The organism is Brevundimonas sp. GW822-FHT03E11, assembly GCF_058801445.1.
Map to the genome: position 1 here is coordinate 225,862 of NZ_JBXANG010000001.1, position 22,319 is coordinate 248,180.

Here is a 22,319-nt window from a genome sequence, read left to right on the forward strand (position 1 = left end):
AAACGCCTCGGGGGGAGGGTTCTCTAGCAAGCCGGCGCGCGCTTGCCAAAGGGCGGAGCGTCCGCCGGGCGATGACTTTCAGTTGCTGTCCTTGGGCGCCGCCGGGGTTCGGGCGGGCGCTTTGCGGCGTCTCAGGTTGGCGCGCAGGGCCGCCGCCAGGCGAATGGCGCGTTCGGCCTTGGCCCGCGCCGCCTCGGACGACGCGCCGCCCTCTGGCGTCAAGCTGGGCGATGTCTCGACGGGCGGGGTGTCGGTGTCGTGCGGCGGACGAGTCATGGGCTTAGAATGCCGTGATAACGGGGCTTGTCCAAACTTTCTTTCAGATCGTCAAAAAGCCGCTTCCCTCCCCCGAACGGTTTGGCTATACGGCCGCTTCCTCAGTCGGGGCCGCCGTAGCTCAGTGGTAGAGCGCATCCTTGGTAAGGCTGAGGTCGTGGGTTCGATTCCCCCCGGCGGCACCATCTGAGACGAAAAAGGCCCGGCGAAAGCCGGGCCTTTTGCTTGATGGAAGGCCGCGCCGCTTCAGTCCGAAGCCGTCGCGCCTCGCGGCCAGACCGCGCCGTCTTCAGCGTCCCGGTCCTTGCTCCAGCTGAAGCCCATCGACAGGGACTTGCGGCTCGAATCGCCGCCGTAGCCGCGCACCCGCCCGTAAGGCGGATAGAAACCAGGCCCCCGAAGTCCATAGCCGTAGGCCTCATAGCCGTACCCCCAGGGTTCGTTGCGCCCCTCGCGATAGGCCAGGTCCAGACGCCCGTTTTCGCCGATCGGCATCGAGACGGCGGCGCCATAGCTGCGATAGCCGCCGGTGCCGACACCCGCCTCGACCATGCCGTGCATCTGGCGGTCGTCCATGGGGCCTTCAGGGAGGGGCTCCTGAAAATCCACGCCGGGCGTTCTGTTGCTGAGCCAGGCCTGGATCTGCTGTTCCGTCGTCATCCCATGGGGTTGAGCGTCCTGCGCGGTCGGCGCAGGCGCAGCGGCTTCCGGGGCGGCGGCCATGGCCTGGGCCAGGGTCGGGGCGTTGGTCGGGGCGGTCGCGACGACGCCGTCAGGATCGCCGTCCGCGCCTGCGCCCGAAGCTGCGAGCGCCAAGCTCGCCACAAGTCCTGCCATCAGCATGGGCCGTCTCCTTCCGCCTCATCCTAGCACGCCGATTGCGGCCATGGTCAGGCGTTTCCGTCGCCCCGTCGCAACGGGTCCGGCAAGGGTTCGCCTTCGGGCACGAAGGTCAGAGCGACCGAGTTGATGCAATAGCGGTTTCCCGTCGGCGGCGGGCCGTCGGGGAAGACGTGGCCCTGGTGGCTGCCGCAGCGGGCGCACAGGGTCTCGATGCGAATCATGCCGTAGCTGGTGTCGCGCACCTCATGGACGTGGGCCGGATCGACAGGTTCGGTGAAGCTGGGCCAGCCGGTTCCGCTTTCGAACTTGGTGCGGCTGCGGAACAGGGGCAGGCCGCATTCCCGGCAACAGAAGACGCCCGCGCGCTTTTCGCCCAGCAAGGTTCCGCAGAACGGCGCCTCCGTGCCGTGGGACAGGAGGACGCGCTTCTCCTCGGGGTTCAGGTCCGCCTCCAGCCGGGCGCGTTCCTGATCATCGGGCGGCGTCAGATCATAGCCGGCCGAGGAGTGTCGGGGGGCTCGGGAATCGGAAAGGTCGATATCGGTCATGACCCCGAAATAGGAAGGGGCGGGCCGAGGTTCCACCCCGACCCGCCCCCTTCAGATCCGATCGCCGAGACGTCCTATTGGAACAGGCTGGCGACCCAGGCGCGCACGGCCGTCTCGTCGGCCGCATCACCCGCGTAAGCCAGGCCCTGCGTCGGCGTGTACGGGGCGTCATTGCCGCGCTGGCGGGTGGTCCAGGCCTTATGGCCATAGGTCAGTTCCGCGTAGTTCGACGGCAGACGCAGCACGGTCGGCTCGATGAAGATGGTGTCCTCAGCCGTGGTCGATCCCGCCAGACGCACGTTCGGCAGGCGGGTCAGCAGGTCCAGGGTGTCCAGGCAGCCCCCGCTGCAGCCGGCGTCCACCAGCACGACCACGGGTCCGGCGACCGGATTGACCGCGCCGGTGTCCGGCACGGACGGACGACCCGGCATGGTGAAGGTCGCCTGGTTGGCCGCCAGGGCCGAATCGAAGGCCGCCACGATGGCCTGGGTCTGGTCGATCACTGCGCTGGATTCCTGCACGAAGCGAGGATCGGCCTGCATGCGGCCCAGGGTGTCGACGAACCACTGGCGATTGGCCGGGGTGGCGCGATAGGTGATGGAGCCGGCTTCCGGCTGGCGGCTGACGGTGAACTCCGGCGTCCAGATGCGGTTGGCCAGGCCGTAGCCCCGGCTGGTGGCGTTCAGCGACGAGCCGTTGGCGCCGCGCAGATCGATCACCAGGCCCTGCGATCCGCGAATGGCCGGCAATTGCGCCTCGACGGCGGCGAAGAAGGCGTCCCAGCCGGCGTCGTCGGCCAGACTGTGGACATGGACCCAGGGACGACCGTTGACGGTCTCGACAGCCAGCGGCGTCGCCGGCGGCATATAGACGGTCGCGCGATAGGCGGCTTCCAGCGACGCCGCGTCGGCGGGTTGGGGCTGCATCTGGAACTCGCGCTCCCGACGCCCGACCTTGAAGCTGCACAGCGACGGCACCCCGCCGGTGAAGGGGTTGTTGCGGTTCCACAGCAGATAGGGGGCGGTGCGGACGCGCCCGGCTTCCGTCGTCAGATCGCCTTCCCAACGGTCCAGCCGCTCATCGGCCAGTTGAGCCGCAGTCTTGTCGCCGCACTTGACCAGGGTCGAGCCGACAGGCGGCAGGTTCCGAACGCCCGGCTTGACGTAGGAAACCACATATTCGCCGTTGCGCCAGGCAGTCGTCACGCCCGGCCAGCCGATGGCGAAGAAGGGCCCCTGCCCTTCATAGGTCGGCCGGATCGCGGTGTTGGAATCGCGGAATCCGTTCGCATAGTAGCGCAACAGATAGGCGTGGCTGTCCCCGCTGTTGACGCGGCCGACGCGGCCCATGGCGTCCTGATAACCGGCGTCGATCCAGTTGCGGAAGGCTTCGCCCGGCGCGCCGGGAATGACGGCGGCCGGATGGTTGGCGGCCAGGGCGTCACGGGCGGCCTGAAGGTCTTGCTGGGCCAGGGCGCGGAAATCCTGGGCCGATGCGGCTCCAGCCGCCAGACTGAGGGACATGACGGCGGCCGAGGCGGCGGCGATCAAGCGGTTCATGGAGGCTCCTGGGCTCGGATTCTAAAGCGAGGTGGCGCCGTTAAACCTTATGGCCGCCGGGCTTGCCAACCCCCATCGGCGCCCTTTGGCGCGATTGTCGCATCCCTCGCCGAGCGCCGATACGGCTCAGAGTGGCGGGGAACTTTCCGTTACCGGACCGAATATCTGTCGGAAGCTGTTCTTCAACGCCGCATCCGCCTCATCCATCGTGGCCAGGATTCCCAGGTCCACCAGGCTGGTCACCCCGTGGTCCTGGATGCCGCACGGCACGATGCCGCCGAAATGCTCCAGGTCGGGCTCCACGTTCAGGCTGATCCCGTGGAAGCTGACCCATTTGCGGACCTTGACGCCGATGGCGGCGATCTTGTCCTCGCGCGACCAGCCGGCGCCCTTGCGCTCGACCCAGACCCCGACCCGGCCCTCGCGCACCCCGGCCTCCACGCCGAACCGGTCCAAGGCGCCGATCAGCCATTGCTCCAACCCACGCACGAAACCGCGCACGTCCTTGCCGCGCTGGTTCAGGTCCAGCATCACATAGGCCACGCGCTGACCCGGTCCGTGATAGGTGAACTGCCCGCCGCGCCCCGTGCGATGAACGGGAAAGCGCGCCGCATCGAGCAGATCCTCGTCCTTGGCCGACACTCCGGCCGTATAGAGGGGCGGATGCTCCAAGAGCCACACCAGCTCCGCCGCCTCCCCCGCCGCGATGGCGGCGACGCGAGCCTCCATGAACGACTCGGCGGCGGCGTAATCGACATAGGTCGAAGAGACGGTCCATTCGACCGGGCGGCCGTCGCCGCGACGCAGCTTCTGAAGGTCGGGACTTAACGGGTCGGCAAGCATAAGGCTTCAATGTGCAGGCGGAGGCGTTTCCGCAAGGGACGACCTCTTAGTGAACGAGAGCGCCCGTGTCCCAGATCAACGCCGTAAACGTCGAAATCTCAGTCGTGCTGGGGCGTATGGTGCTGCCGATGTCCCAACTGCTGAAGATGGGTCGGGGCGCGGTGATTCCGCTGGACGCCTCCGAGGGCGACGAGGTTTGGATCCTGGCGAACAACCACCCCGTCGCGCGCGGCGAGATCGAGATTCGCGACGACCGGATCGCCATCACCGTCACCCGGCCCGCCGACGTCTATGACTTCATGGCCGGCGCGGCCTGACGTCCGAACGGCGTCAACCGCACAAAGCGCGCTCGGCTCAAAAGAGAGACTTTCCTTTTCCAGCGGCTTCGTCTATTCGCCGCCGCTCCGATGCGAGCGGTCGTGGCGGAATTGGTAGACGCGCAGCGTTGAGGTCGCTGTGGGGCAACCCGTGGAAGTTCGAGTCTTCTCGACCGCACCATCTGGCTAAACAGGGCGATTCATCGGCTAACTACGGCTGGACATTCTACCAAGGGAGGCGACCACGTGAGCACCACGGACACCGCCTTTGCTCCAGCCGAAGCGCCTGAAACCGAAGACCACGCCGCCCTGGACGAGGACTATGTCCTCACGCCCCAATTCGTCGAAAAAGTCGTGGACGCCGCCGACGACGGCGACGGCATGCGACTGCGGTCGCTGCTGGAGGATCTGCACCCCGCCGACGTCGCCGATCTGATGGGCTTCCTGACGGCTGAGCACCGCGCGGTCGTGGTGCTGTGGCTGCCGCCGGAACTGTTGGCCGAGACCCTGCCGGAGCTGGACGACGGGATTCGGGAAGAAGTGCTGGAGCGGGTGCCGCACGGCACCCTGGCCGAGGCCCTACAGGAACTGGATTCCGACGACGCCGCCGCCGTGGTCGAGGATCTGGAAGACGACCAGCGCGAACGCGTCCTGGCCGCCATGCCCGACGTCGACCGCGCCGCGATCGAGAGCAGCCTGGGCTATGAGGAAGAGTCCGCCGGCCGCCTGATGCAGCGCGAGGTGATGGCGGCGCCCCAGTTCTGGAGCGTGGGCGACACCATCGACCATATCCGCAAACAGGGCGACGACCTGCCGGAGCTGTTCTTCGACATCTATGTGGTCGATCCGCTGAACCGCCCCGTCGGCGGGGTGCCGATTAGCGGCCTGTTGCGCGCCCCCCGCAGCGCCGCCCTGTCCGACCTGATGGAGCCGATCAATGAGATCGCGGTCGATCAGGACCAGGAAGAGGTCGCCTACATCTTCGAAAAATACCATCTGATCTCGGCGCCGGTCGTGGACGCGGCCGGCCGGTTGGTCGGCCAGATCACTGTCGATGACATCGTCAACATCATTCAGGAAGAGAACCGCGAGGACATCCTGCGTCTGGCCGGTGTCTCCGACGAGGATCGCGGCTCGTCCGTGACCGAGATCGTGCGCGGTCGCGTGCCCTGGCTGGCCATCAACCTGGCGACCGCCGCCCTGGGCGCCAGCGTGATCGGCCTGTTCGAGGGCACGATCCAACAAATTGTGGCCCTGGCGGTCCTGATGCCCATCGTCTCGGCCATCGGCGGCAATGCAGGCACCCAGGCTCTGACCGTCACTGTCCGCGCCCTCGCGACCCGCGAACTGAACTCCGCCAACGCCACCCGCACGTTTTTCCGCGAACTGGTCGTGGGCCTGGCCAACGGCCTGATCCTGGCGCCCCTGATCGGCGTCGCCGCGGGGATCTGGTTCCGAGATGAGGACTGGAAGATCGGCGTCGTCATCGCCGCCGCCATGATCCTGAACCTGCTGGTCGCGGCCTGTATCGGGGTTCTGACGCCCCTGACCCTGTCGAAGCTGAAGTTCGACCCCGCCGTCTCCTCGGCGGTGTTCGTGACCGCCACGACCGATTTCTTCGGCTTCCTCATATTCCTGGGTCTTGCGACGATCGTTCTGTTGTAAACGCTTGGCCCCAGGCTTGCTGCGGGACGGCTCAGGGCCGAGCCGTCGTCTCGCTTTGGGGCAACACCTGTGTCAGACACGTTGAAACCGACCAAGATCTCCCGCGAGGGTGTCATTCTGATCAAGAGCTTCGAGGGTTTCCGTCCTCGGGCGATCCAGCGCGACGACGGCCGCTGGATGATCGGTTATGGCCATACGGCGTCCGCCCGCGAGGGGCTGACCGTTTCGGAAGTCGATGCTGAACTGCTGTTGCAGTACGACCTGCTGCCTGTCGTCAAGGCGATCGACGAAGTCCAGGCGCCGCTGAACCAGCACCAGTACGACGCCCTCGCCAGTTTCGTCTTCTCCATCGGGGTGGATCGCTTCCGCTCCTCCGAGGTCTTGAGGCGACTGAACGCTGGTGAGACCCAGGCTGCGGCCGAAGCCCTGGCCGCCTGGATCGACGACGGCGGCCCCTTGTCGCCCCCGCGTCGCCGCGCGACCGAACGGGCCCTGTTCGTCGCCAATCCGGACGCCCCGGTCTCCCTTGCCGATCTGCTGTCCGCTCCCCTGCCCCCGGCGACGGCGACGATCTTGGAGACGACGGAGGCGGCCGGTTCGACCGGTTTCGACGCGGTCGATGTCGCGCCTTTTCCGGCCCATGACGCGTCGGAGCCCATGACGTGGGAAAGCGCAATATCCGCCCTGCTGAACGAGTCGGATCTCAAGCAAGCGGATGAAGAGGTCGACGAAGGTCCCGATCAGGCGTCTCATCCTGCAGACGACGCCGCGGACGCACCTGCGAGCCAGGACGCCGAAACCCCCATGGCGAACGGCGAAGCTCAACCGGTGGAAGCCGAGCCGGTGACGACGGTCGAACCTTCGGTCGATGCGGGCAAGCCGTGCGCAGACTCCGCCTCGCCCCCTGCCGAATCCTCTGTTGCGCTTCTTCTGGACGAGCCGGCCGTCGAGGCGGAACCCGAAGAGGCCAAGGCCGTGCCTAGGCCTGCCGAATCTTCAGATGGTGAGGCGGAAACAAGCGAGCCCCCGGTCGAGGCCGACGCAGGAGAATTCGTCGCTCCGGCCCTCGAACAGCCCACAGCGTCGGACGAACCCGAGCCTGCCTCATCGGAGCCGGCTTCAGCGTCCCCTGCCGCCCGCCCGGCGCCCAGCGCGGCCGTCTTCTATTCTCCCTACGCGATCCGGGTGACCGGACCGCTCGCCCTCCTCTCCTCGCCCCCCCCGTCGCCCCCGGCTGCCTCCGCCTCAGCCGTCCCGGCGCCCCTGACGCCCGTCCCGCTTGAGACCCTTGCCGCAGAAGCGGAGCCGGCGAACGACGACGGCGTGAGCGTTCCGGAGGAGGCTGTGGCGGCGCCGGCCGCCGAGGCGGAAGCGGCCTCCGTCGATCAGCCCGCCTTCGAGCCGTCCAACGCCCCGAGCCCCACGCCGACCCTGGCATCCGCCGATGCGCCCGACGTGGAGGAACAGACGGTTCAGGTGCCCATGTTCTTGATCGCCCCGACCGAGCCGCCCCCCGAGCCGGACAGCGAGCAGGCGTCGGCGGGGCGTTTGGAGGCCGCTCCGCCTCCCCACGCCGCGACCGATGCGACGGGATTCACCGACCTCGATCAGACCGCCCTGTTCGACGCGGAGGTCCAACGGGAGGACGGCCTGCATCCGTCGATCGACCAGGAGGCGACGCCCGACAAACGGTTCGACTGGAGCGAAACCGCGACCTTCCTGGTGATGGGCGGCATAGGCATGCTGGCCTTCGGCGCGGCCATGGCGGCCTTCCGACAGGCGTCGAATTCGACGGGGGGCGAGACCGCCGTCATCGGCTGGGTTCTGGCGATCATCGCCTTGGCGTGCGTCGGGGTTTCGGGCTACAACCTGTTCCAGCGCTGGGGCCGCCCGACGGATCCGACGGCCTGACGGACGGAATCGTCACAGGCTGAAACGGACAGGTCGTCCTGCGCTTTGCGAAAGGCCGTGCGCGATGCTACGCCGAATGGCATGAGCATTCCCTTCGCACCCCAATCCATGGAATTCGGCCTCGGCGAGAACGCGGACGCCATTCGCGACACCACCGCGCGCTGGGCGGCCGACCGACTGGCGCCCTTGGCCGCCGAGATTGACGAGACCAACGCCTTCCGCCGCGAACTCTGGCCCGAGATGGGCGAACTGGGCCTGCACGGGATCACGGTCGAGGAAGAGTTCGGCGGCCTTGGCCTGGGCTATCTGGAACATGTCGTGGCGATGGAGGAGGTGTCGCGGGCCTCGGCCTCGATCGGCCTCAGCTACGGCGCCCACTCCAATCTGTGCGTCAACCAGATCCGCCGCTGGGGCACGCCTGAGCAGAAACAGAAATATCTGCCCAAACTGATCAGCGGCGAACACGTCGGATCGCTCGCCATGTCCGAGGCCGGTTCGGGCTCGGACGTCATGTCCATGCGCACCCGGGCCGAAAAGCGGGGCGACCGGTACGTCCTGAACGGGACCAAATTCTGGATCACCAACGCCCCCCACGCCGAGACCCTGGTGGTCTACGCCCGCACCGGCGACGGCAACGGCGGGGTGACCGCCTTCCTGATCGAAAAAGGCATGAAGGGGTTCAGCGTCTCCAAGAAGCTGGACAAGATGGGCATGCGCGGCTCCGACACCGCCGAACTGGTGTTCGAAGACTGCGAGGTTCCCGAGGAGAACGTCATGGGCCCGGTCGGCGGCGGGGCCGGCGTGCTGATGAGCGGCCTGGACTATGAGCGCGCTGTGCTGGCCGCCGGCCCTCTGGGCATCATGCAGGCCGCCCTGGACGTGGTGCTGCCCTATGTCCGCGACCGCAAACAGTTCGGCAAGCCGATCGGCAGCTTCCAACTGATGCAGGGCAAGGTGGCCGACATGTACGTCGCCCTGAACAGCGCGCGAGCCTATGTCTATTCGGTCGCCCGCGCCTGCGACGCCGGTCTGACCACCCGTTACGACGCCGCCGGCGCCATTCTGCTGGCGTCCGAAAATGCGGTGAAGGTCACGCTTGAGGCGGTTCAGGCCCTGGGCGGCGCGGGCTACACCAAGGAGTGGCCGGTCGAACGCCTGGTCCGCGACGCCAAGCTGTACGACATCGGCGCCGGCACCAACGAGATTCGTCGCTTCCTGATCGGTCGGGAACTGCTGGGCGGCTGACGGCTTCTTCCGGACGGAAGGAGACACCCATGCCCGCAAAATCCGCAGCCCAGCAGAAGGCCGCCGGCGCCGCCCTGTCGGCCAAGCGCGGCGACACGCCCAAGTCGGAGCTGAAGGGCGCGTCCAAGTCCATGGCCGAGTCCATGACGGAAAAACAGCTGGAAGACTTCGCCCACACCGAACGCAAGGGCAAACCCGAACACGCGGCCGAGAAATAGCCGGTTCGGCGCGATTCTTCGGCATTGTTGCCGTTCCGTAAGTGGCGGTGAAACCTCTGTGCGCCTAAATGGGCGAACTCCTTTCGCCGAGCCCGCCGCTGATGCCCGCCCAAGACAAGCCGAACGACGACCTGCGGCTCTTCTCCGACGTGATCGAGGAACTGGGCGAAGGCGACGACCCCAAACTGAAGCTGGAAGAGCTGGTCGCCGCTTTCGGCGAACGGGGCTTCGGGGCCATGATACTGATCCTGTCGATGCTGGCCCTGCTGCCGTGGCCGCCGGGCGGCAAGGCGGTGTTCGCCGTGCCCATCATTCTGATGTCGCTGGAACTGGCCTTTCAGCGCAGTTCGATCTGGCTGCCGCGCTGGGCGCTGCGCACCTCCATCAGCCGTCCCGCCTATCGCGCGGGGGTGTCGCGGATCATGAAGACGGTGCGCTATGTCGAAAACCTGACCCAGCCGCGCCTTCCCCTTCTGACCGGTGAAGTCGCCGATACCGTCACCGGCCTCGTCTGCGTCCTGCTGGCGCTGATCATGGCCCTGCCGATTCCGTTCGGAGACGCCCTGCCGGGCATCGCCCTGGTCTTCTTCGCCCTGGGCATGATGCAGAGAGACGGTATCGCCATTCTTCTAGGCGCTCTGGCGACCGGCGCCTGCGGCCTCTACCTGTTCCTCATCTGGCACACGGTGTCAGAGATCGCCCATCACGCGGCCGGATGGTTCTCGGGCGTTCTGCCCTGAACGACAAAAGGGCCGCCGCGTCGCCGCGACGGCCCTTCATTGTCTGACCGCGAACGGCCGGACCGCAACTCAGCCCGAAAGGATCAGGCCAGGCCTCCAACGAGGACCAGGGTCGCGGCCACCGCACGCGATTGATGACAATGAGACACTGGATCACCTCCTTTCGACTGTTGAACAGGGACTCGAAAGGTAAGACGCCTCAAGGCCTTGCGCCAATAGGCTTCGCGATTTCGTGAAGTCGGTCGTCAGGCCGCCTGCTGCGCGCCGGGCGCCAGGCCCTGCATCATCATGCGATTGATGTCGATCAGGTCCTCGAACGACTCCTCTCCGCGCATGACCAAAGAAGAGTGACGATTGACGAACAGGCTCAACGAGATGATCTGGGCGCGCACGGCCTGCGGCAGGACATTGGCGGAATCGCCGCAGTCCGCCGCCAAGGTCGACCACAGACGCCGGTTCCAATCCAGGGCGTCGATCCGGGTCGCCAGATCGCGCTCATCAGACTTGGAAGCCTGAACCAAGGCCCGGGTGACCTGACCGAACAGCCGGTATTCCAGGTCGCGGGGCGTCTCAGCCCGCGTCGCCGCCGCTGTGTACGCCTGAAGCGACATTGAGCACCTTCTCTTCGTAATCGACAATCTTACGGGCGGCCATCAAGGCCTTATAGTATTCGCGTTGCAGCACATAGCGCGAGGCGGCGACACATTCGGCCAAGACGTCCGGGTTCTTGGTCGCCCCCATGAATTCGGTGATGCGGAGGGCCATCTCGTCGTAGAATTTCGACGCCGACGCCTCGTCCAGATACATCATCATGATCGGGAAATAGATGCGGCGCGCAGGGGTCGTGACCTCATCGGCCTGCATGATGTCCTTTTCACGCAAAACACTGGCGCGGTTTTGCAGGATGAGAACGCCGCGACGGTCGCCGTTTTGAACCACCGCGCCGTTCAACACGAATTTTTCGCCGGGTTTCAACGACAGTTTCAAAGCCATTGACGACCGAACTCCTTCAGCAGGTCGGAACCGATCGAAGATGGACCGCCCCTAACGATTCGAAACCTTAAAGGCTGAGGGTTAATCATCCCTTGTCCCCAGCCTGCGCGGAACACCTGCCTCGGGGCGACGTTTCGTCACCAGACAGGAGGCGACCATGCCCGACATGGACTATCAGGACGATCAGGGACAGGCCGAGGTCTTTGACGAAACCCATCTGGACGATGAAGGCGAAGGCGACCTTCTGCTGGATGAGGCTGACCAAATTCTTGACGTCACCCAGGCCGACGGCGATGCGGACGAAGACGCCTTCGACGAGGACGACCTCGACATCGACGATCAACTGGCCCTGGACGGGATCGAGCGCGAGGCGGACGCCCTGCTCGGCATGGACGGCGAAAAGGTCAATCAGTCCGACGCCGACAGCAATGATCTGGCGGCCGAGGGCGAAGTCGAACTGGTCTACTCGGGCCTGATGGAAAATGAGCGCGGCGCCCAGGCCAGTGCGGCGCACTGGGAGGCGCGACGCCTCGACGACGACGATATCGAACAGCTCGGCTACGGCGCCGACGACGCCCGCACGCAAGAATCCTGAAAGGAGCGCACATGCAGGACGCGAACGCTAAACAAGACGCCTCGACGGACACACCCCACGCCAAAAGGGTCGAACCGCGCGAAGGCAAGCCCGACCAGTTGGAACACCGCGTAAATCCGGAAGAAGGGCGCGAGGAGGCGCTGATCGACGAGAGCGTGGAAGAGACCTTCCCCGCCAGCGATCCCATCTCGCCAAAACATATCACCTGATCGCTGTTCAGGCGATTGCCGATCGGCTAACCCGCTTCGTGGCACTCACGAGGCGGGTTTTTTCATGAGCCGGTTTGAAGGCACTGATCGCTATATCGCAACGGCCGACCTGAAGGTCGCCGTCAATGCGGCCGTGGCCTTGGAACGTCCGCTGCTGATCAAGGGGGAACCGGGAACGGGCAAGACCGTGCTGGCCTATGAGGTCGCCAAGGCCTTCGATGCGCCCCTGATCACCTGGCACGTCAAATCGACCACCAAGGCCCATAACGGACTCTATGAGTACGACGCCGTCAGCCGGCTGCGCGACAGCCAGCTCGGCGAGGCGCGGGTTCAGGACGTCCGCAACTATCTGAAGAAGGGCAAGTTGTGGGAGGCTTTCACATCCCCGACGCGCCCCGTCCTGCTGATCGACGAGATCGACAAGGCGGACATCGAATTCCCCAATGACCTGTTGCAGGAACTCGACCGGATGGAGTTCTATGTTCAGGAGATCGACGAGACGATCCGCGCCGAGGTCCGGCCCATCGTCATCATCACCTCGAACAATGAGAAGGAGCTGCCGGACGCCTTCCTGCGCCGCTGCTTCTTCCACTATATCCGCTTTCCCGACGCCGAGACCCTGGCGGCCATCGTCGACGTCCATTTTCCGGGCATCAAACCGCGCCTGGTCGCGGAAGCGTTGAAGACCTTCTACGAGATCCGCGACACGCCCGGCCTGAAGAAGAAGCCCTCCACCTCCGAACTGTTGGATTGGCTGAAGCTGCTGCTGGTCGAAGACATTGACGCGGAAACCCTGCGCGAAAAGACGCCCAACAAGCTGATCCCGCCCCTGCACGGCGCCCTGCTCAAGAACGAGCAGGACATTCACCTGTTCGAACGCCTGGCCTTCCTGGGCCGCAGAGACGGCGCGCGCCCGGGCGGCTGAGCGGCATTACCGCGATTTCACTGGACCACTCTCTTCGATGGCTCAAAAATAGAGACCATGAGCGTTACACTCCCGTATCGTTTGCTGACCGCCGGCGTGGCGATCGTCGGGCTCGGTGCAGGCCTGGTCGCCTGTGACGGCGAAAACGCGGTTCGGATCACCAAGACCACGACGACCAGCGCCTCCAATGACGTGGAGCCCGGCGTGCTCAAGGTCGTCGAAGGTCTGAAATGCCCCGAAACGCTGGGCGTGCTGACGCGCAAGGGCTTTGCAGACCCCGGCGGGGCCGCCTGCACCTACGGCGGCCCCCGCGGCGCCGAGGTGGTGCTCTATCTGGTCAAGCTTGAAGATCGGTCCGCCGAGGACGTGCTGCGCGAATACGAACGCCGCGTCTCGTCGGACATGCCCCAGGCGGCGGTGCGTATCGACGCCCGCCAGACGGAAAACGGAGCGGAAGAGGCCACTGTCGCCGCGCCCGGCGTGAACATCCAGGCCAAGGGCGATGACGCCTCGGTCAAGCTTCCGGGGCTTCAGATCGAGACCCGGGGCGACAGCGCGAGCGTTCGCATCGCGGGCATCAACATCCAGTCCAAGGACGGCGAAGGCGTCCGCACCGAAAAGAGCAGCGTCAAGATCGACTCTAACGGCGAAACCACCCAGATTCGCACCCAGGCGCCAGGGGACGCCACGCGGGCCAGCTTCATCCTGGCGGACGACGACGTGCCGGCGGGCGCATGGCGTCAGGTCGGCTTCGAGGCGCGTGGGCCCGCCGGCGGCCCGCTCGTCATCGCCACGGTTCGCTCCAAGTCACGGCACGACCGGGTGTTCGAAACGGCCAAGGATCTGATCGCCCTGAACGTCGGAGACTGAAATCCACGCCGAAAACAAGCGCCGACGGCCGGACGCCTTGATCCTGACGGCGCTTTGCGTCACCTGACCAGCCCACCAGCGAGCAGGATCGACGATTTGGCCGAGCGCCCCAAGAAGAAGACCGAAGTCCGCGCCTGGCAGCGCATGCTGTCGGGCCGACGCCTGGATCTGCTCGACCCCTCTCCTTTTGACATTGAGATCGAAGACATCGCCCACGGCCTGGCCCGGGTGGCGCGGTGGAACGGCCAGACCATCGGCGAGCACGCTTTTTCGGTGGCCCAGCACAGCGTCGTGGTCGAGGAGATCGCCGCCCACATCAAGCCGGGGCTGGATCCCAAATGGCGCCTCGCCGCCCTGCTGCACGACGCCTCAGAATATGTCATCGGCGACATGATCTCGCCTTTCAAGGCGGCCCTGGGGTCCGGCTACAAGGATTTCGAGGCGCGGCTGGAAGCCGCCATCCACGTCCGCTACGGCCTGCCGCCCAAGACGCCCCAAACGATCAAGACCCTGATCAAGAAGGCGGACAAGGCCTGCGCCTATTTCGAGGCGACGCAGTTGGCGGGTTTCAGCGAGAAGGAATCGCTCGGCTTCTTCGGCGCGCCGCCGCCCGGATACAGCCTGACCATAGAGCCACTGCCGGCCTCTCTCGCCCAGGCGCGCTATCTGGAGCGGTATCAGGTGCTGGCCAAGGCCGTGGGCCTTCTGCCCGCCGACGACGCCTGGCACACGGAATAGAGCTGTGACCGGGCCGACGGATCAGGGCGTGAGAATCGGTCTGTCGGCCGTCGTCATGACGCTGAAGGACCGTCGGGCCGTGGTCCTGACCACCCAGACGGAAGACGGCGTCCGCGCCCTGCCGTTCGGGCCTTTCGACCCGGCGCGGGACCGCACCTTTGAGCGCGCGCTGCGCGACTTCGTGACCGATCAGACGGGGTTCCGGCTCGGCTTCGTCGAACAGCTCTACACCTTCGGCGACGCGGGCCGCGCCTCGCCCCGCGCAGCGCCCGGCCCCGACCAGATGCGCGAGGTGTCGGTCGGCTATCTGGCCCTGACCTCGGAAGCCGCCACCCCGCCGGCCCATGACGCCCAATGGACCCCCGTCTTCGACATCTTCCCCTGGGAGGATCGGCGTTGCGGCCGATCGACTCTGCATGGCTCGGTGATCGACGCCCTTCTTCGCTGGGCCGGGGCGGATGAACGCCGCCTGGGCCGCGCCCGGGCCCTCTTCGCCCTGACGCCGGATCATCGCTGGAACGAGGAGCGCGTTCTGGAGCGCTATGAACTTCTTTATGAGGCGCGCCTGGTTGCGGAGGCTTGGCGCGACGCCCGACAGACGCCGCACGATCTCCCGCCCCTCCCCGGCGCCGTCATGGGCTCCGACCACCGGCGCATTCTCGCCACGGGCCTCGGTCGGCTGCGCAGCAAGCTGAAGTACCGGCCCGTCCTGTTCGACCTGACGCCGGAGGCCTTCACCCTTTCCGAGCTTCAGGCGGCCGCCGAGGCCGTCTCCGGTCTCACACTGCACAAGCAGAACTTCCGCCGCGCCGTGGAACGCGCGGGCCTGGTCGAGCCCACCGGCCGGATGTCGTCGGCCACGGGCGGCCGCCCCGCCGAGCTGTTTCGTTTCAAAGGCCTGGACCCGGAAACCGGCGCCGCGCCCGGCCTGTCGCTGCCGGCGCAAAGATAGGTTCGGATTTCTTTCACAGACAGCTTGCGGCGCCGCCGCTCTGCCATTAGAGAAGCCGCTCGCTCGACCAAGCGACTGATGCGCCGCGGAGAGGTGGCAGAGTGGTCGAATGTACCGCACTCGAAATGCGGCGTGCCTGGAAGGGTACCGTGGGTTCGAATCCCACCCTCTCCGCCATCATCCTGCCGTCCCGAGGCGAGGCGGGCCCCGCCTCACCGAACAGAAGAACTGCATTCGAACACTGCATGTTTCGGAGCCCTGCGCCCAGGGAGCCGCCGGTCTTTCGACCGGCGGGGCTGCCCCTATTGCGCCAGGCTGGCCCGCGCCAACGCGGCCTGGACCTCGGCGCGCGCGGCCTCCATGTCGCGGCGGAAGACGTCCGAGCGTTGTTCCGCGCCGTAAATGACCATGCCCGACAATATGCCGGCCTCGACGGCGCTGTAGCTGTGAGAACCGCAGATGTAACGGCTCTCGGCGAAAGCGCGGCCGCGGGCGTAGAGGGCGTCGGCGCGCTGGGGCGCCAGTTCCGCCAGGATCATGGCCACGTGAGCGCCGTGGGCCGAATGGCCGGACGGATAGTCGGGGTTGCCCGCCAGATGTTCGGTCTTGGCTTCGCAGATCGGCTGGTCCGTGCCGATGTAGGGCCGTTTCGTTCCCCAGTGGGTCTTGGCGTCGCCGACCACGGACCGGTCCTCGCCCGCCCGATCCAGCAAGGCGGTCAGAACCGGCGCGGTCTCTGGCGTCAGCCGCATCCCCAGGGCCTCTGCGAAGTCGTCATAGATTTCGCCCGACACGTCCGAGGTCGCCAGCGCCCAACGCGGGGTGCCCCTCAGGGCGCGGGTCTGACGGAACACGCCCTGGTCGGCGACGGCGCGGGGCGAACCCGGTGGGGGCGGCGGAGCCAGCACCTGGGTCAGATCCGGTCGTTCCACCGGGGTCAGATAGCCCCGCTCCGTCCCTTCGTCGGTCAGCTCCACGGCGAGCCCGTCGCACCGTTTTTCGGTCCGCAACGGATTGCAGACGGCCGCCGCACCCCCGGTCAGTCGCACCTGATAGGCAGGGAAACGCGGATCCGCCGTCATATAGTCGGTAGACACATACTGCGCCCCGCTGGCGAAGGCGGCGCTGCGCCGAGTCACGTCCCCCGTTCGCGCTTCCAGAGTGTCGGCGTCGGCGCGGGTGCGGACAATGAAGCCGGCGCGGACGGCCGTCTGGATGCGCCCCTGCTCGGCCACTGGATCGTTCAGGGTCAGATAGGCGGCGGCGGGCGAGGTCTCATCGGTGTTGACGAAGAAGACCCGGCCTTCCAGCGAGCGCCGCGCGCCGCGATAGGCGGCGACCTTCTCGGGCCCTTCGTCCAGGGCGAAGAAGACCTTGCCGCGCGCTTCGCCCAGCCGCGGCCAGCCTCCGGCTAAAACCCCTTCACGCAGGGTGGCGTACTCCCCCTGGACCTGATCGGGCGTGATCAGGTGATCGGCGTCGAACACCGACCGCACCTCGGCGTCCAGGGCGTCCCAGGCGGCGGCGTCGAAATCCAGCGGCGTCGTTCCGCCGGGCATGGCGGGGCCGCCCGTCTTGGCGTTCAGCATGATCAGAATGGGGGCATGGTCCCGATGGGCGCGCGACCAGTCGCGGATCTCCGTCAGACAGGCCACGAAGGTCAGGCAGGTGCTGCGGAAATCGACGTCGGGCATGTGCAGGGTCTTGAAGTCCGGCCGGGCCATGGCTTCCGCGAAGGCGGCGCTGACCGGCGCGCCCTGGCCCGGCCGTCCCAGGGCCGACAGGGGATGGGCGTAGCGCCCGCCCTGCGGATCGTTCAGCACGTCGATCTCGATCTGGCGCGCCCCGGCGTCCAACTGTTCCGTCAGGGGGCGATGGGAATAGTCCAGAGCCACGGCGCCGGGATTGACGGCGATCATGGCCTGAAGTTCGGCGGCCGGGATCGGCAGCTTGTAGCTGTTGTGGGCGCCCACCGCCGTCAAATCGTTCATGCCCAGATTGCGATCCATCCAGGCCGGGGCGCAGGGGTCGCCGCCGGCCGCGCGTAGATCGGCTGCGGTCAGGTCGCAGGCCGGCGCCGCGCCCGCCAGAGCGGAACCGGCCATCAGGGCCGCCATCAGATTGAGCATCGAAAATCCTCGGAAGTCACGAACGGAAGGGAAAAGGGATCACAGCGACCAGCGCAGGCTGGCGGTCAGGCTGGGGCCGACGCGGCCCAGTTGGAGCAGGCGCCGCGTGTCGTATTCGTAGGCGAGGTCGGTCGTATCGGTCAGGTTTGAGGCGGCGACGACCAGGGTTCCGCCGGACCCGATCTCGAACGAGGCCTGGGCGTCCAGATAGCCGGCGGGGCCGACGGTGAAATCCGTAACCCCTCCCCCCTGCATGTCCGCCTCGGACCGGAAGGCGGAGCGCCATGACCAAGACAGGCCGATCGCGACCGGCCCCCGCTCGAAGAAGGGATTGACCGAATAGGCCAGCCGCGACACCCCGGCCAGGCTGCGGCCCTCCGGCCCGTGTCCGTCGGTGAAGGTGCCGCTGGCCCACAGGCCGAAACCGGACGGAAGCCGCCGGTGGAGCCCCACCTCCACTCCCCGGCTGACCGCGCGCCCCAGATTGGCCGGCCGCGACATCATCACCTCGGCCCGCACCAGGGGACCGGCGCGGGTCTCGAACACCAGCATCTCCGGCGCCTCCACCAGCCCAATGAAGTCATCGATGCTCTTGTGGAAGACGGCGAGGCTGAGCGCGCCCTGCGGAAAGCTCCACTCATACGAGGCGTCGAGATTGGTCGACATATAGGGGCTGAGATCCGGGTTACCGCCGACCCCGGTGAAGATCGAGCCGGGCGACGGCGCGTCGATCTCCGCCTGCCCGCGCTCGTAGATGTTCGAGACAAGGGAGCTGGCGGGCACAGTTGCCAGGCGCAGGTCCGCCAGCGAAGGCCGCGTCATCGTGCGGGACGCCGCCAGCCGCAGGCGCCGGCCCCGATCCAGATCGAAGGCGATGTTGAAACTGGGCAGCAGGGCGGCGTCGGTCCCGACCTTGGAGACCGGACGAATGGCGGCGCCGCCGCTTTCTCCGGCGTTCAGAAAGGCGCCGTCCACCGCCGTGCGTGTCGCCACCAGACGAAGACCCAGATTGCCCGAGAAGGGGGCGCCGCCCGCCTCTCCCTCGAAATCCGTTCGCGCGTAAAGAGCCCCGACACGCTCGCCGACGCGATAGGAGTTCTGCAGATCAGCCCCCGTGGGAACCAGGGCGTCGGGCCCGACCGCCAGTTCCTCGCTTTCCCTTGGGATTCGAAAGGCCTGCTGAAACCGGTCGAAGTCGGCGGCGATCCAGGACCCCGGATGCCGGTCGATCAGGGAATCGAACACGTCGTCGGCCACGCGAAATCCGAGAAACTCGGGGGTCATAACGGCGCCCGGCCGAAGCGCGGCCTCACGGTCGCGTCTCTGGTAATCGCGGGACCGATCGCTGATCTGGGCGCCGAAGGCGATTTCGGTCAGGACCGTCCTGCCCAGATCGACGGACACGGGACGCCGCAGATCGAGGAGGCCCGTCAGGTCCTCGTCGACGGATTCGATGGCGCGCACGCCCAAACGCTTGAAGGCGAAGCCGGCCGGGTCGGTCAGGTCCAGATCGGTCGCAAGCAGAGCCGCCTGCCGGCCGCTCGCCGCCCCGTTGACGTCGAACGCATAGGCGGGGGCCTGTAACGAACGGAAGGAGATCCTCTCCAGCGGCGTATCCAGCTTTGATCGTGCGCGGGACAGGCTGAAACGCGGCGTCAGGCTCCAATCGCCCAGCACCACATCCGCCCTGCCCGACACCACGATGTTCAGATGCGCCTGGGCGGAGAACTCCGTGTTGTTGTCGATCACGCCCGCCCGGATCGAGCCGGCCGTGACCACGCCGTCCGTGACCGTGGCCGTGGCGCCGGGCGTCTCCAGAAGGGCGCCGACCCCATAGGCGATCCGGTCCTCGCGAATGGTGTTGTCGAAGGTGGAGACGAGGCTGTCGAACCGCAGCCTGAGCGAAGGCGACGCCCGCCACTCTCCGCCGAGGAAGAGGCTGCGCCTCAGCCGATCCTCGTGCTCGACCGTCGTCCTCACATCGCTGGGGGCGACCGCCGGCTGCCCCTCGACGACGACCGGCGTATAGCGTCCCACCTGAAAACGGTCGTAGAGGACCGACCGCCCCTCCTGGGACACGCCGCCGACCAAACCCCATGCGCCGCCTTGGGACACGAACCGGCCCGCGAGGGAGACGTCTGTTTCCGGCCGGCCCGTTCGCGCCTCCACGGAGGCGCCCGCCCTGAAGCTCAGGAAGGGATCCCCGTCCAGGCCGCCGATCGTCTCGATGTCGATGTTGGAGCCGATCCCGCCCTCGATCAGATCGGGCGTCGCCGACTTGGTGAGCTGAGCCCCCGCCAGGAGATCGGCCGACAGGGCGCGGAAGCGGAACTGCCGACCGCTCTGGGTCGAGTTGCGGATGTTCTCGTTGAAGGCGACTGGCCCTCCGTTCAGGGTCACCGACTGGAACAGCGGCCCCAGCCCCCGGACGCTGACGAACTGCCCCTCGCCCACCTCGCGTTCGATGGCCACGCCGGGCACTCTCTGGAGGGCCTCAGCCAGATTCGCCGCCGGAAGTTCGCCGATCCGGGTCGCGGACGCGCTGTCCAGGATGACGTCCGCCGCCGCCTTGCGTCGCAAGGATTCCTCGATCTGCTCCGACAGCCGCCCCACGACCGTGATCGACTCCAGCTCTGCGGCGGGAATGGGCGGGATCTCGGCGGGCTTTTGAGCCTCCATCCAGACCCGCAGCCCCCGGTCGCCGATGAAACGGTGCCGCAAGCCGGTGCCTTGGAGCATCTGGTCTGCCGCAGCGCGCCAGGACATTTGCCCGCGAACCGCTCGCGTGCGCCGCGCCTCGCCCATGGGCGTCAGAAAGGCCAGGTCACAGCCCGCCGAAACACAGAGCTGCACCAAGGCGCGACGCGCGTCCTGGGCGGGGATGTCGAAAACCTGCGCGCGATCCTGCGCCCGGGCGGCCGGGGCCCAGCCGCCGAGGGCGACGATCGCCAGAGCGGCGGCGGCGACGCCTCCCCGTAGCGCATCGAACGGCGTCGATCGTGCGGGCGGTTTCAAGCGAACGGCGCCTTGAGCCAGGGTAGCGAACAACGAAGACGCAACGCTTAGCGCGCTTGCGTGACAGCTCTGCGATAGACCTATTCGGGGCGGATCAGGACCCGGCCGTCCTCGCCGCGTTCGATCGAGATCGGCAACAGGGCGTCCAGCCGGTCGATCAGTTTCGCCTCGTCCGTCAGGGGCAAAACCGCCGTCACGCGCATCTCGGCGAGGGCGGGGTCGGCGATCACCAGGGGCGCGCCTGCGTAGCGCCCGGCCTCTTCGACCACGACCGACAGGGGCGCATCGTGGAAGACCAGTCTGCGCTCGCGCCAGGCGGTGGCCGCCTCGACGTCGATCCGACGAAGACTGACGCGGTTGACGCCCCGTTTGAAGACGGCCTGCTGCCCCGGAGCCAGGGCGACGGCGCGCTCCAGCGCGCGGGCGCGGCCGACGTCGGTCCGCCCGACGGCGACCCGTCCCTCCAGCAACGACACCTCCGCCTGATCGTTTCTCAACGCCGCCGCGAACCGCGTCCCTGTCACGATGACGTAGCGATCCTCGACCGCGACCTGGAAGGGTCGTTCGGCATTGTGGGCGACGTCGAAATAGGCCGCGCCCTGCATCAGGGTTAGGCGGCGGGCGTCACGGCGATAGGCGACCTGGATCCGCGTGTCGGAATCCAGGGTGACGCGTGACCCGTCTTCCAGCGTCACATCCGTGATCTGGCCCGGCGCGCTGGCGTAAACACGACCGGCCGCGACGGCGGGCTCCTGGCCAGCGCCGGGCAGGACCAGAGCGACGGCGGCCACCGCCGCCACCGCGCCTGTCGCCAGGCCGCCGGCGATCAGCATACGTCTCTGGGACACGACATTCCGTCGCCCCCGAAGACGCGCCAGATCGGCCGCAAAGACATCGCTCAACGGCGACAGTTCCGCCACCCCCCTCTTCGCGGCCTCGTACTGGTCCAGATGAGCCTCGTCCGCCTCCAGCCATTCGAGGAAGGCCGCCTGGTCGCGTGCGGAGACGTCCGGCCGTCGCATGCGCGCCAGCCAGGCTTCGGCGGTCAGCGGCCGACGATCAAACAGGGATGTCAGGCGCTGGATCATGCGCAAACAGAACGCTCCGGGACGCGGCGGGCGGATGGGGCGCCGACGCCTTCAAGACTCACAACGACAGTTTCGCCAAACCCCTCAGCCATCTCGTGAAATCTTCAGCTGACGGAGGGCTTCGGCAATGTGTTTTTCGACCATGCTGACCGACACGCCCAGACGTTTGGCGATCTGGGCGTAGGTCTGGTCCTCGAACCGGTGCAATAGAAAGGCGTCGCGGGTTCGCGGCGGCAGGGCGCGGATGACGCGGGCGGCCGCAGCCAGATTCTCCCTGCCGATCAGCTGCTGGTCGGCGGCAGGCGCCTCGCTGGCCACGGCGCGCGGCGAGGCGTCGAGGGCGTGGATGTCGTCCGTGCCGCGAACCCCCGTCCGACCGGCGGCCTTCCAACGATCCGCCTGAAGGTTTCGGGCGATGACGAACAACAGGGGGCGGGCGTCCGGCCCCGTCAGATCGTGGCCCGCGCGGTGGAAACGCGTGAAGGCTTCCTGCGCCACGTCCTCCGCGTCCTCGGCCGACAGGCCCCGGCGCTGCACATAGGCCATGAGATCGCGCCGCAGGCCGGCGAAGACCTGATCAAGCGACATGGTCGCCCCGCCCACCTGGACACTCAGACGCGACTAAGCGAAGACGCCCCCT

General features: G+C 67.1%; 23 protein-coding genes and 3 tRNA genes. 15 read left to right on the forward strand and 11 right to left on the reverse strand.

The window, feature by feature from the left end:
• Nucleotides 1-78: 78 nt before the first annotated feature.
• Complete coding sequence (locus tag AC1RKE_RS01200; RefSeq protein ID WP_182715012.1) at nucleotides 79-276, reverse strand: hypothetical protein; 198 nt, start codon at nucleotides 274-276, stop codon at nucleotides 79-81.
• 110 nt (nucleotides 277-386) lie between these two features.
• Between AC1RKE_RS01200 and AC1RKE_RS01205 the strand changes: the two genes are divergently transcribed.
• Nucleotides 387-461 (forward strand) — tRNA-Thr (locus tag AC1RKE_RS01205).
• Between the two features lie 61 nt (nucleotides 462-522).
• Here the strand turns inward: AC1RKE_RS01205 and AC1RKE_RS01210 are convergent.
• From AC1RKE_RS01210 to lipB, 4 genes are all read right to left on the reverse strand, one after another.
• Nucleotides 523-1,119 carry a hypothetical protein gene (locus AC1RKE_RS01210; RefSeq protein WP_287396510.1) on the reverse strand — a complete coding sequence of 199 codons (597 nt, stop codon included), beginning with the start codon at nucleotides 1,117-1,119 and terminating at the stop codon, nucleotides 523-525.
• A gap of 47 nt (nucleotides 1,120-1,166) precedes the next feature.
• Nucleotides 1,167-1,667, reverse strand: coding sequence for a peptide-methionine (R)-S-oxide reductase MsrB (gene msrB / locus AC1RKE_RS01215; protein ID WP_287396518.1), 501 nt, complete (start codon nucleotides 1,665-1,667; stop codon nucleotides 1,167-1,169).
• 74 nt (nucleotides 1,668-1,741) lie between these two features.
• Nucleotides 1,742-3,226, reverse strand: a complete 1,485-nt coding sequence (locus AC1RKE_RS01220; RefSeq protein WP_348685207.1) for a hypothetical protein — start codon at nucleotides 3,224-3,226, stop codon at nucleotides 1,742-1,744.
• A gap of 126 nt (nucleotides 3,227-3,352) precedes the next feature.
• Entirely contained in the window at nucleotides 3,353-4,069 is a 717-nt protein-coding gene (gene lipB, locus AC1RKE_RS01225; protein ID WP_201462792.1) for a lipoyl(octanoyl) transferase LipB, read from the reverse strand.
• 65 nt (nucleotides 4,070-4,134) lie between these two features.
• Between lipB and AC1RKE_RS01230 the strand changes: the two genes are divergently transcribed.
• From AC1RKE_RS01230 to AC1RKE_RS01260, 7 genes are all read left to right on the forward strand, one after another.
• Nucleotides 4,135-4,386 carry a FliM/FliN family flagellar motor switch protein gene (locus tag AC1RKE_RS01230; RefSeq protein WP_183217073.1) on the forward strand — a complete coding sequence of 84 codons (252 nt, stop codon included), beginning with the start codon at nucleotides 4,135-4,137 and terminating at the stop codon, nucleotides 4,384-4,386.
• A 96-nt stretch (nucleotides 4,387-4,482) separates the two neighbouring features.
• Nucleotides 4,483-4,567: transfer RNA gene (locus AC1RKE_RS01235), tRNA-Leu, on the forward strand.
• A gap of 65 nt (nucleotides 4,568-4,632) precedes the next feature.
• A complete protein-coding gene (mgtE, locus tag AC1RKE_RS01240; RefSeq protein WP_054766068.1) occupies nucleotides 4,633-6,051 on the forward strand; it encodes a magnesium transporter in 1,419 nt (472 codons plus the stop codon).
• A gap of 69 nt (nucleotides 6,052-6,120) precedes the next feature.
• Entirely contained in the window at nucleotides 6,121-7,962 is a 1,842-nt protein-coding gene (locus tag AC1RKE_RS01245; RefSeq protein WP_348684871.1) for a lysozyme, read from the forward strand.
• Between the two features lie 81 nt (nucleotides 7,963-8,043).
• Nucleotides 8,044-9,207 carry an isovaleryl-CoA dehydrogenase gene (locus AC1RKE_RS01250; protein ID WP_395942394.1) on the forward strand — a complete coding sequence of 388 codons (1,164 nt, stop codon included), beginning with the start codon at nucleotides 8,044-8,046 and terminating at the stop codon, nucleotides 9,205-9,207.
• 29 nt (nucleotides 9,208-9,236) lie between these two features.
• Complete coding sequence (locus AC1RKE_RS01255) at nucleotides 9,237-9,425, forward strand: DUF3008 family protein (RefSeq protein WP_228184363.1); 189 nt, start codon at nucleotides 9,237-9,239, stop codon at nucleotides 9,423-9,425.
• Between the two features lie 101 nt (nucleotides 9,426-9,526).
• Nucleotides 9,527-10,165, forward strand: a complete 639-nt coding sequence (locus AC1RKE_RS01260) for an exopolysaccharide biosynthesis protein (RefSeq protein ID WP_228184364.1) — start codon at nucleotides 9,527-9,529, stop codon at nucleotides 10,163-10,165.
• A gap of 245 nt (nucleotides 10,166-10,410) precedes the next feature.
• Here the strand turns inward: AC1RKE_RS01260 and flaF are convergent, their stop codons facing one another.
• Together flaF and flbT are read right to left on the reverse strand one after the other, a co-directional pair.
• Nucleotides 10,411-10,776 (reverse strand): flagellar biosynthesis regulator FlaF, encoded by a 366-nt coding sequence (flaF, locus tag AC1RKE_RS01265; protein WP_054766073.1) that lies wholly within the window; start codon nucleotides 10,774-10,776, stop codon nucleotides 10,411-10,413.
• The gene (gene flbT / locus AC1RKE_RS01270; protein WP_348683592.1) at nucleotides 10,736-11,158 is read right to left on the reverse strand and encodes a flagellar biosynthesis repressor FlbT; all 423 of its coding nucleotides are present in this window, start codon (nucleotides 11,156-11,158) and stop codon (nucleotides 10,736-10,738) included. Before flbT ends, flaF begins: the two co-directional genes overlap by 41 nt.
• Before the next feature lie 157 nt (nucleotides 11,159-11,315).
• On the opposite strand from flbT, the gene AC1RKE_RS01275 reads away from it, so the two are divergent.
• From AC1RKE_RS01275 to AC1RKE_RS01305, 7 genes are all read left to right on the forward strand, one after another.
• On the forward strand, nucleotides 11,316-11,753 hold the full coding sequence (locus AC1RKE_RS01275; protein WP_054766075.1) for a hypothetical protein: 438 nt from the start codon (nucleotides 11,316-11,318) through the stop codon (nucleotides 11,751-11,753).
• 11 nt (nucleotides 11,754-11,764) lie between these two features.
• Nucleotides 11,765-11,962, forward strand: coding sequence for a hypothetical protein (locus AC1RKE_RS01280; protein ID WP_054766076.1), 198 nt, complete (start codon nucleotides 11,765-11,767; stop codon nucleotides 11,960-11,962).
• Between the two features lie 64 nt (nucleotides 11,963-12,026).
• Nucleotides 12,027-12,887 (forward strand): AAA family ATPase, encoded by an 861-nt coding sequence (locus AC1RKE_RS01285; protein WP_348683594.1) that lies wholly within the window; start codon nucleotides 12,027-12,029, stop codon nucleotides 12,885-12,887.
• Between the two features lie 57 nt (nucleotides 12,888-12,944).
• On the forward strand, nucleotides 12,945-13,757 hold the full coding sequence (locus AC1RKE_RS01290) for a methyltransferase type 11 (protein ID WP_348683596.1): 813 nt from the start codon (nucleotides 12,945-12,947) through the stop codon (nucleotides 13,755-13,757).
• A 144-nt stretch (nucleotides 13,758-13,901) separates the two neighbouring features.
• On the forward strand, nucleotides 13,902-14,495 hold the full coding sequence (locus AC1RKE_RS01295; protein ID WP_054766983.1) for a YfbR-like 5'-deoxynucleotidase: 594 nt from the start codon (nucleotides 13,902-13,904) through the stop codon (nucleotides 14,493-14,495).
• Nucleotides 14,496-14,550: 55 nt separating this feature from the next.
• Nucleotides 14,551-15,447, forward strand: a complete 897-nt coding sequence (locus tag AC1RKE_RS01300; protein WP_348683603.1) for an NUDIX hydrolase — start codon at nucleotides 14,551-14,553, stop codon at nucleotides 15,445-15,447.
• Between the two features lie 87 nt (nucleotides 15,448-15,534).
• Nucleotides 15,535-15,624, forward strand: a tRNA-Ser gene (locus AC1RKE_RS01305).
• A gap of 125 nt (nucleotides 15,625-15,749) precedes the next feature.
• Here the strand turns inward: AC1RKE_RS01305 and AC1RKE_RS01310 are convergent.
• The 4 genes from AC1RKE_RS01310 to AC1RKE_RS01325 all read right to left on the reverse strand — a co-directional run bounded on the left by AC1RKE_RS01310 (nucleotide 15,750) and on the right by AC1RKE_RS01325 (nucleotide 22,267).
• Nucleotides 15,750-17,576, reverse strand: a complete 1,827-nt coding sequence (locus AC1RKE_RS01310) for a Ca2+-dependent phosphoinositide-specific phospholipase C (RefSeq protein ID WP_348683598.1) — start codon at nucleotides 17,574-17,576, stop codon at nucleotides 15,750-15,752.
• A gap of 39 nt (nucleotides 17,577-17,615) precedes the next feature.
• On the reverse strand, nucleotides 17,616-20,591 hold the full coding sequence (locus AC1RKE_RS01315; protein WP_348683600.1) for a TonB-dependent receptor: 2,976 nt from the start codon (nucleotides 20,589-20,591) through the stop codon (nucleotides 17,616-17,618).
• An 80-nt stretch (nucleotides 20,592-20,671) separates the two neighbouring features.
• A complete protein-coding gene (locus tag AC1RKE_RS01320) occupies nucleotides 20,672-21,679 on the reverse strand; it encodes a FecR family protein (RefSeq protein WP_348683601.1) in 1,008 nt (335 codons plus the stop codon).
• Nucleotides 21,680-21,763: 84 nt separating this feature from the next.
• Nucleotides 21,764-22,267, reverse strand: a complete 504-nt coding sequence (locus AC1RKE_RS01325) for an RNA polymerase sigma factor (RefSeq protein WP_054766082.1) — start codon at nucleotides 22,265-22,267, stop codon at nucleotides 21,764-21,766.
• Nucleotides 22,268-22,319: the final 52 nt, after the last annotated feature.

What these genes read in the sequence shown, in the direction of transcription:
- AC1RKE_RS01285 (WP_348683594.1), top strand. Translation starts at nt 12,027, where the DNA reads ATGAGCCGGTTTGAAGGCACTGATCGCTATATCGCAACGGCCGACCTG.
- AC1RKE_RS01250 (WP_395942394.1), top strand. Translation starts at nt 8,044, where the DNA reads ATGAGCATTCCCTTCGCACCCCAATCCATGGAATTCGGCCTCGGCGAG.
- lipB (WP_201462792.1), bottom strand. Translation starts at nt 4,069, where the DNA reads ATGCTTGCCGACCCGTTAAGTCCCGACCTTCAGAAGCTGCGTCGCGGC.
- AC1RKE_RS01220 (WP_348685207.1), bottom strand. Translation starts at nt 3,226, where the DNA reads ATGAACCGCTTGATCGCCGCCGCCTCGGCCGCCGTCATGTCCCTCAGT.
- AC1RKE_RS01280 (WP_054766076.1), top strand. Translation starts at nt 11,765, where the DNA reads ATGCAGGACGCGAACGCTAAACAAGACGCCTCGACGGACACACCCCAC.
- AC1RKE_RS01295 (WP_054766983.1), top strand. Translation starts at nt 13,902, where the DNA reads ATGCTGTCGGGCCGACGCCTGGATCTGCTCGACCCCTCTCCTTTTGAC.
- AC1RKE_RS01260 (WP_228184364.1), top strand. Translation starts at nt 9,527, where the DNA reads ATGCCCGCCCAAGACAAGCCGAACGACGACCTGCGGCTCTTCTCCGAC.
- AC1RKE_RS01320 (WP_348683601.1), bottom strand. Translation starts at nt 21,679, where the DNA reads ATGATCCAGCGCCTGACATCCCTGTTTGATCGTCGGCCGCTGACCGCC.
- flbT (WP_348683592.1), bottom strand. Translation starts at nt 11,158, where the DNA reads ATGGCTTTGAAACTGTCGTTGAAACCCGGCGAAAAATTCGTGTTGAAC.
- AC1RKE_RS01300 (WP_348683603.1), top strand. Translation starts at nt 14,551, where the DNA reads ATGACGCTGAAGGACCGTCGGGCCGTGGTCCTGACCACCCAGACGGAA.
- AC1RKE_RS01290 (WP_348683596.1), top strand. Translation starts at nt 12,945, where the DNA reads ATGAGCGTTACACTCCCGTATCGTTTGCTGACCGCCGGCGTGGCGATC.
- AC1RKE_RS01255 (WP_228184363.1), top strand. Translation starts at nt 9,237, where the DNA reads ATGCCCGCAAAATCCGCAGCCCAGCAGAAGGCCGCCGGCGCCGCCCTG.
- AC1RKE_RS01310 (WP_348683598.1), bottom strand. Translation starts at nt 17,576, where the DNA reads ATGCTCAATCTGATGGCGGCCCTGATGGCCGGTTCCGCTCTGGCGGGC.
- AC1RKE_RS01200 (WP_182715012.1), bottom strand. Translation starts at nt 276, where the DNA reads ATGACTCGTCCGCCGCACGACACCGACACCCCGCCCGTCGAGACATCG.
- AC1RKE_RS01275 (WP_054766075.1), top strand. Translation starts at nt 11,316, where the DNA reads ATGCCCGACATGGACTATCAGGACGATCAGGGACAGGCCGAGGTCTTT.
- flaF (WP_054766073.1), bottom strand. Translation starts at nt 10,776, where the DNA reads ATGTCGCTTCAGGCGTACACAGCGGCGGCGACGCGGGCTGAGACGCCC.
- msrB (WP_287396518.1), bottom strand. Translation starts at nt 1,667, where the DNA reads ATGACCGATATCGACCTTTCCGATTCCCGAGCCCCCCGACACTCCTCG.
- AC1RKE_RS01210 (WP_287396510.1), bottom strand. Translation starts at nt 1,119, where the DNA reads ATGCTGATGGCAGGACTTGTGGCGAGCTTGGCGCTCGCAGCTTCGGGC.
- AC1RKE_RS01325 (WP_054766082.1), bottom strand. Translation starts at nt 22,267, where the DNA reads ATGTCGCTTGATCAGGTCTTCGCCGGCCTGCGGCGCGATCTCATGGCC.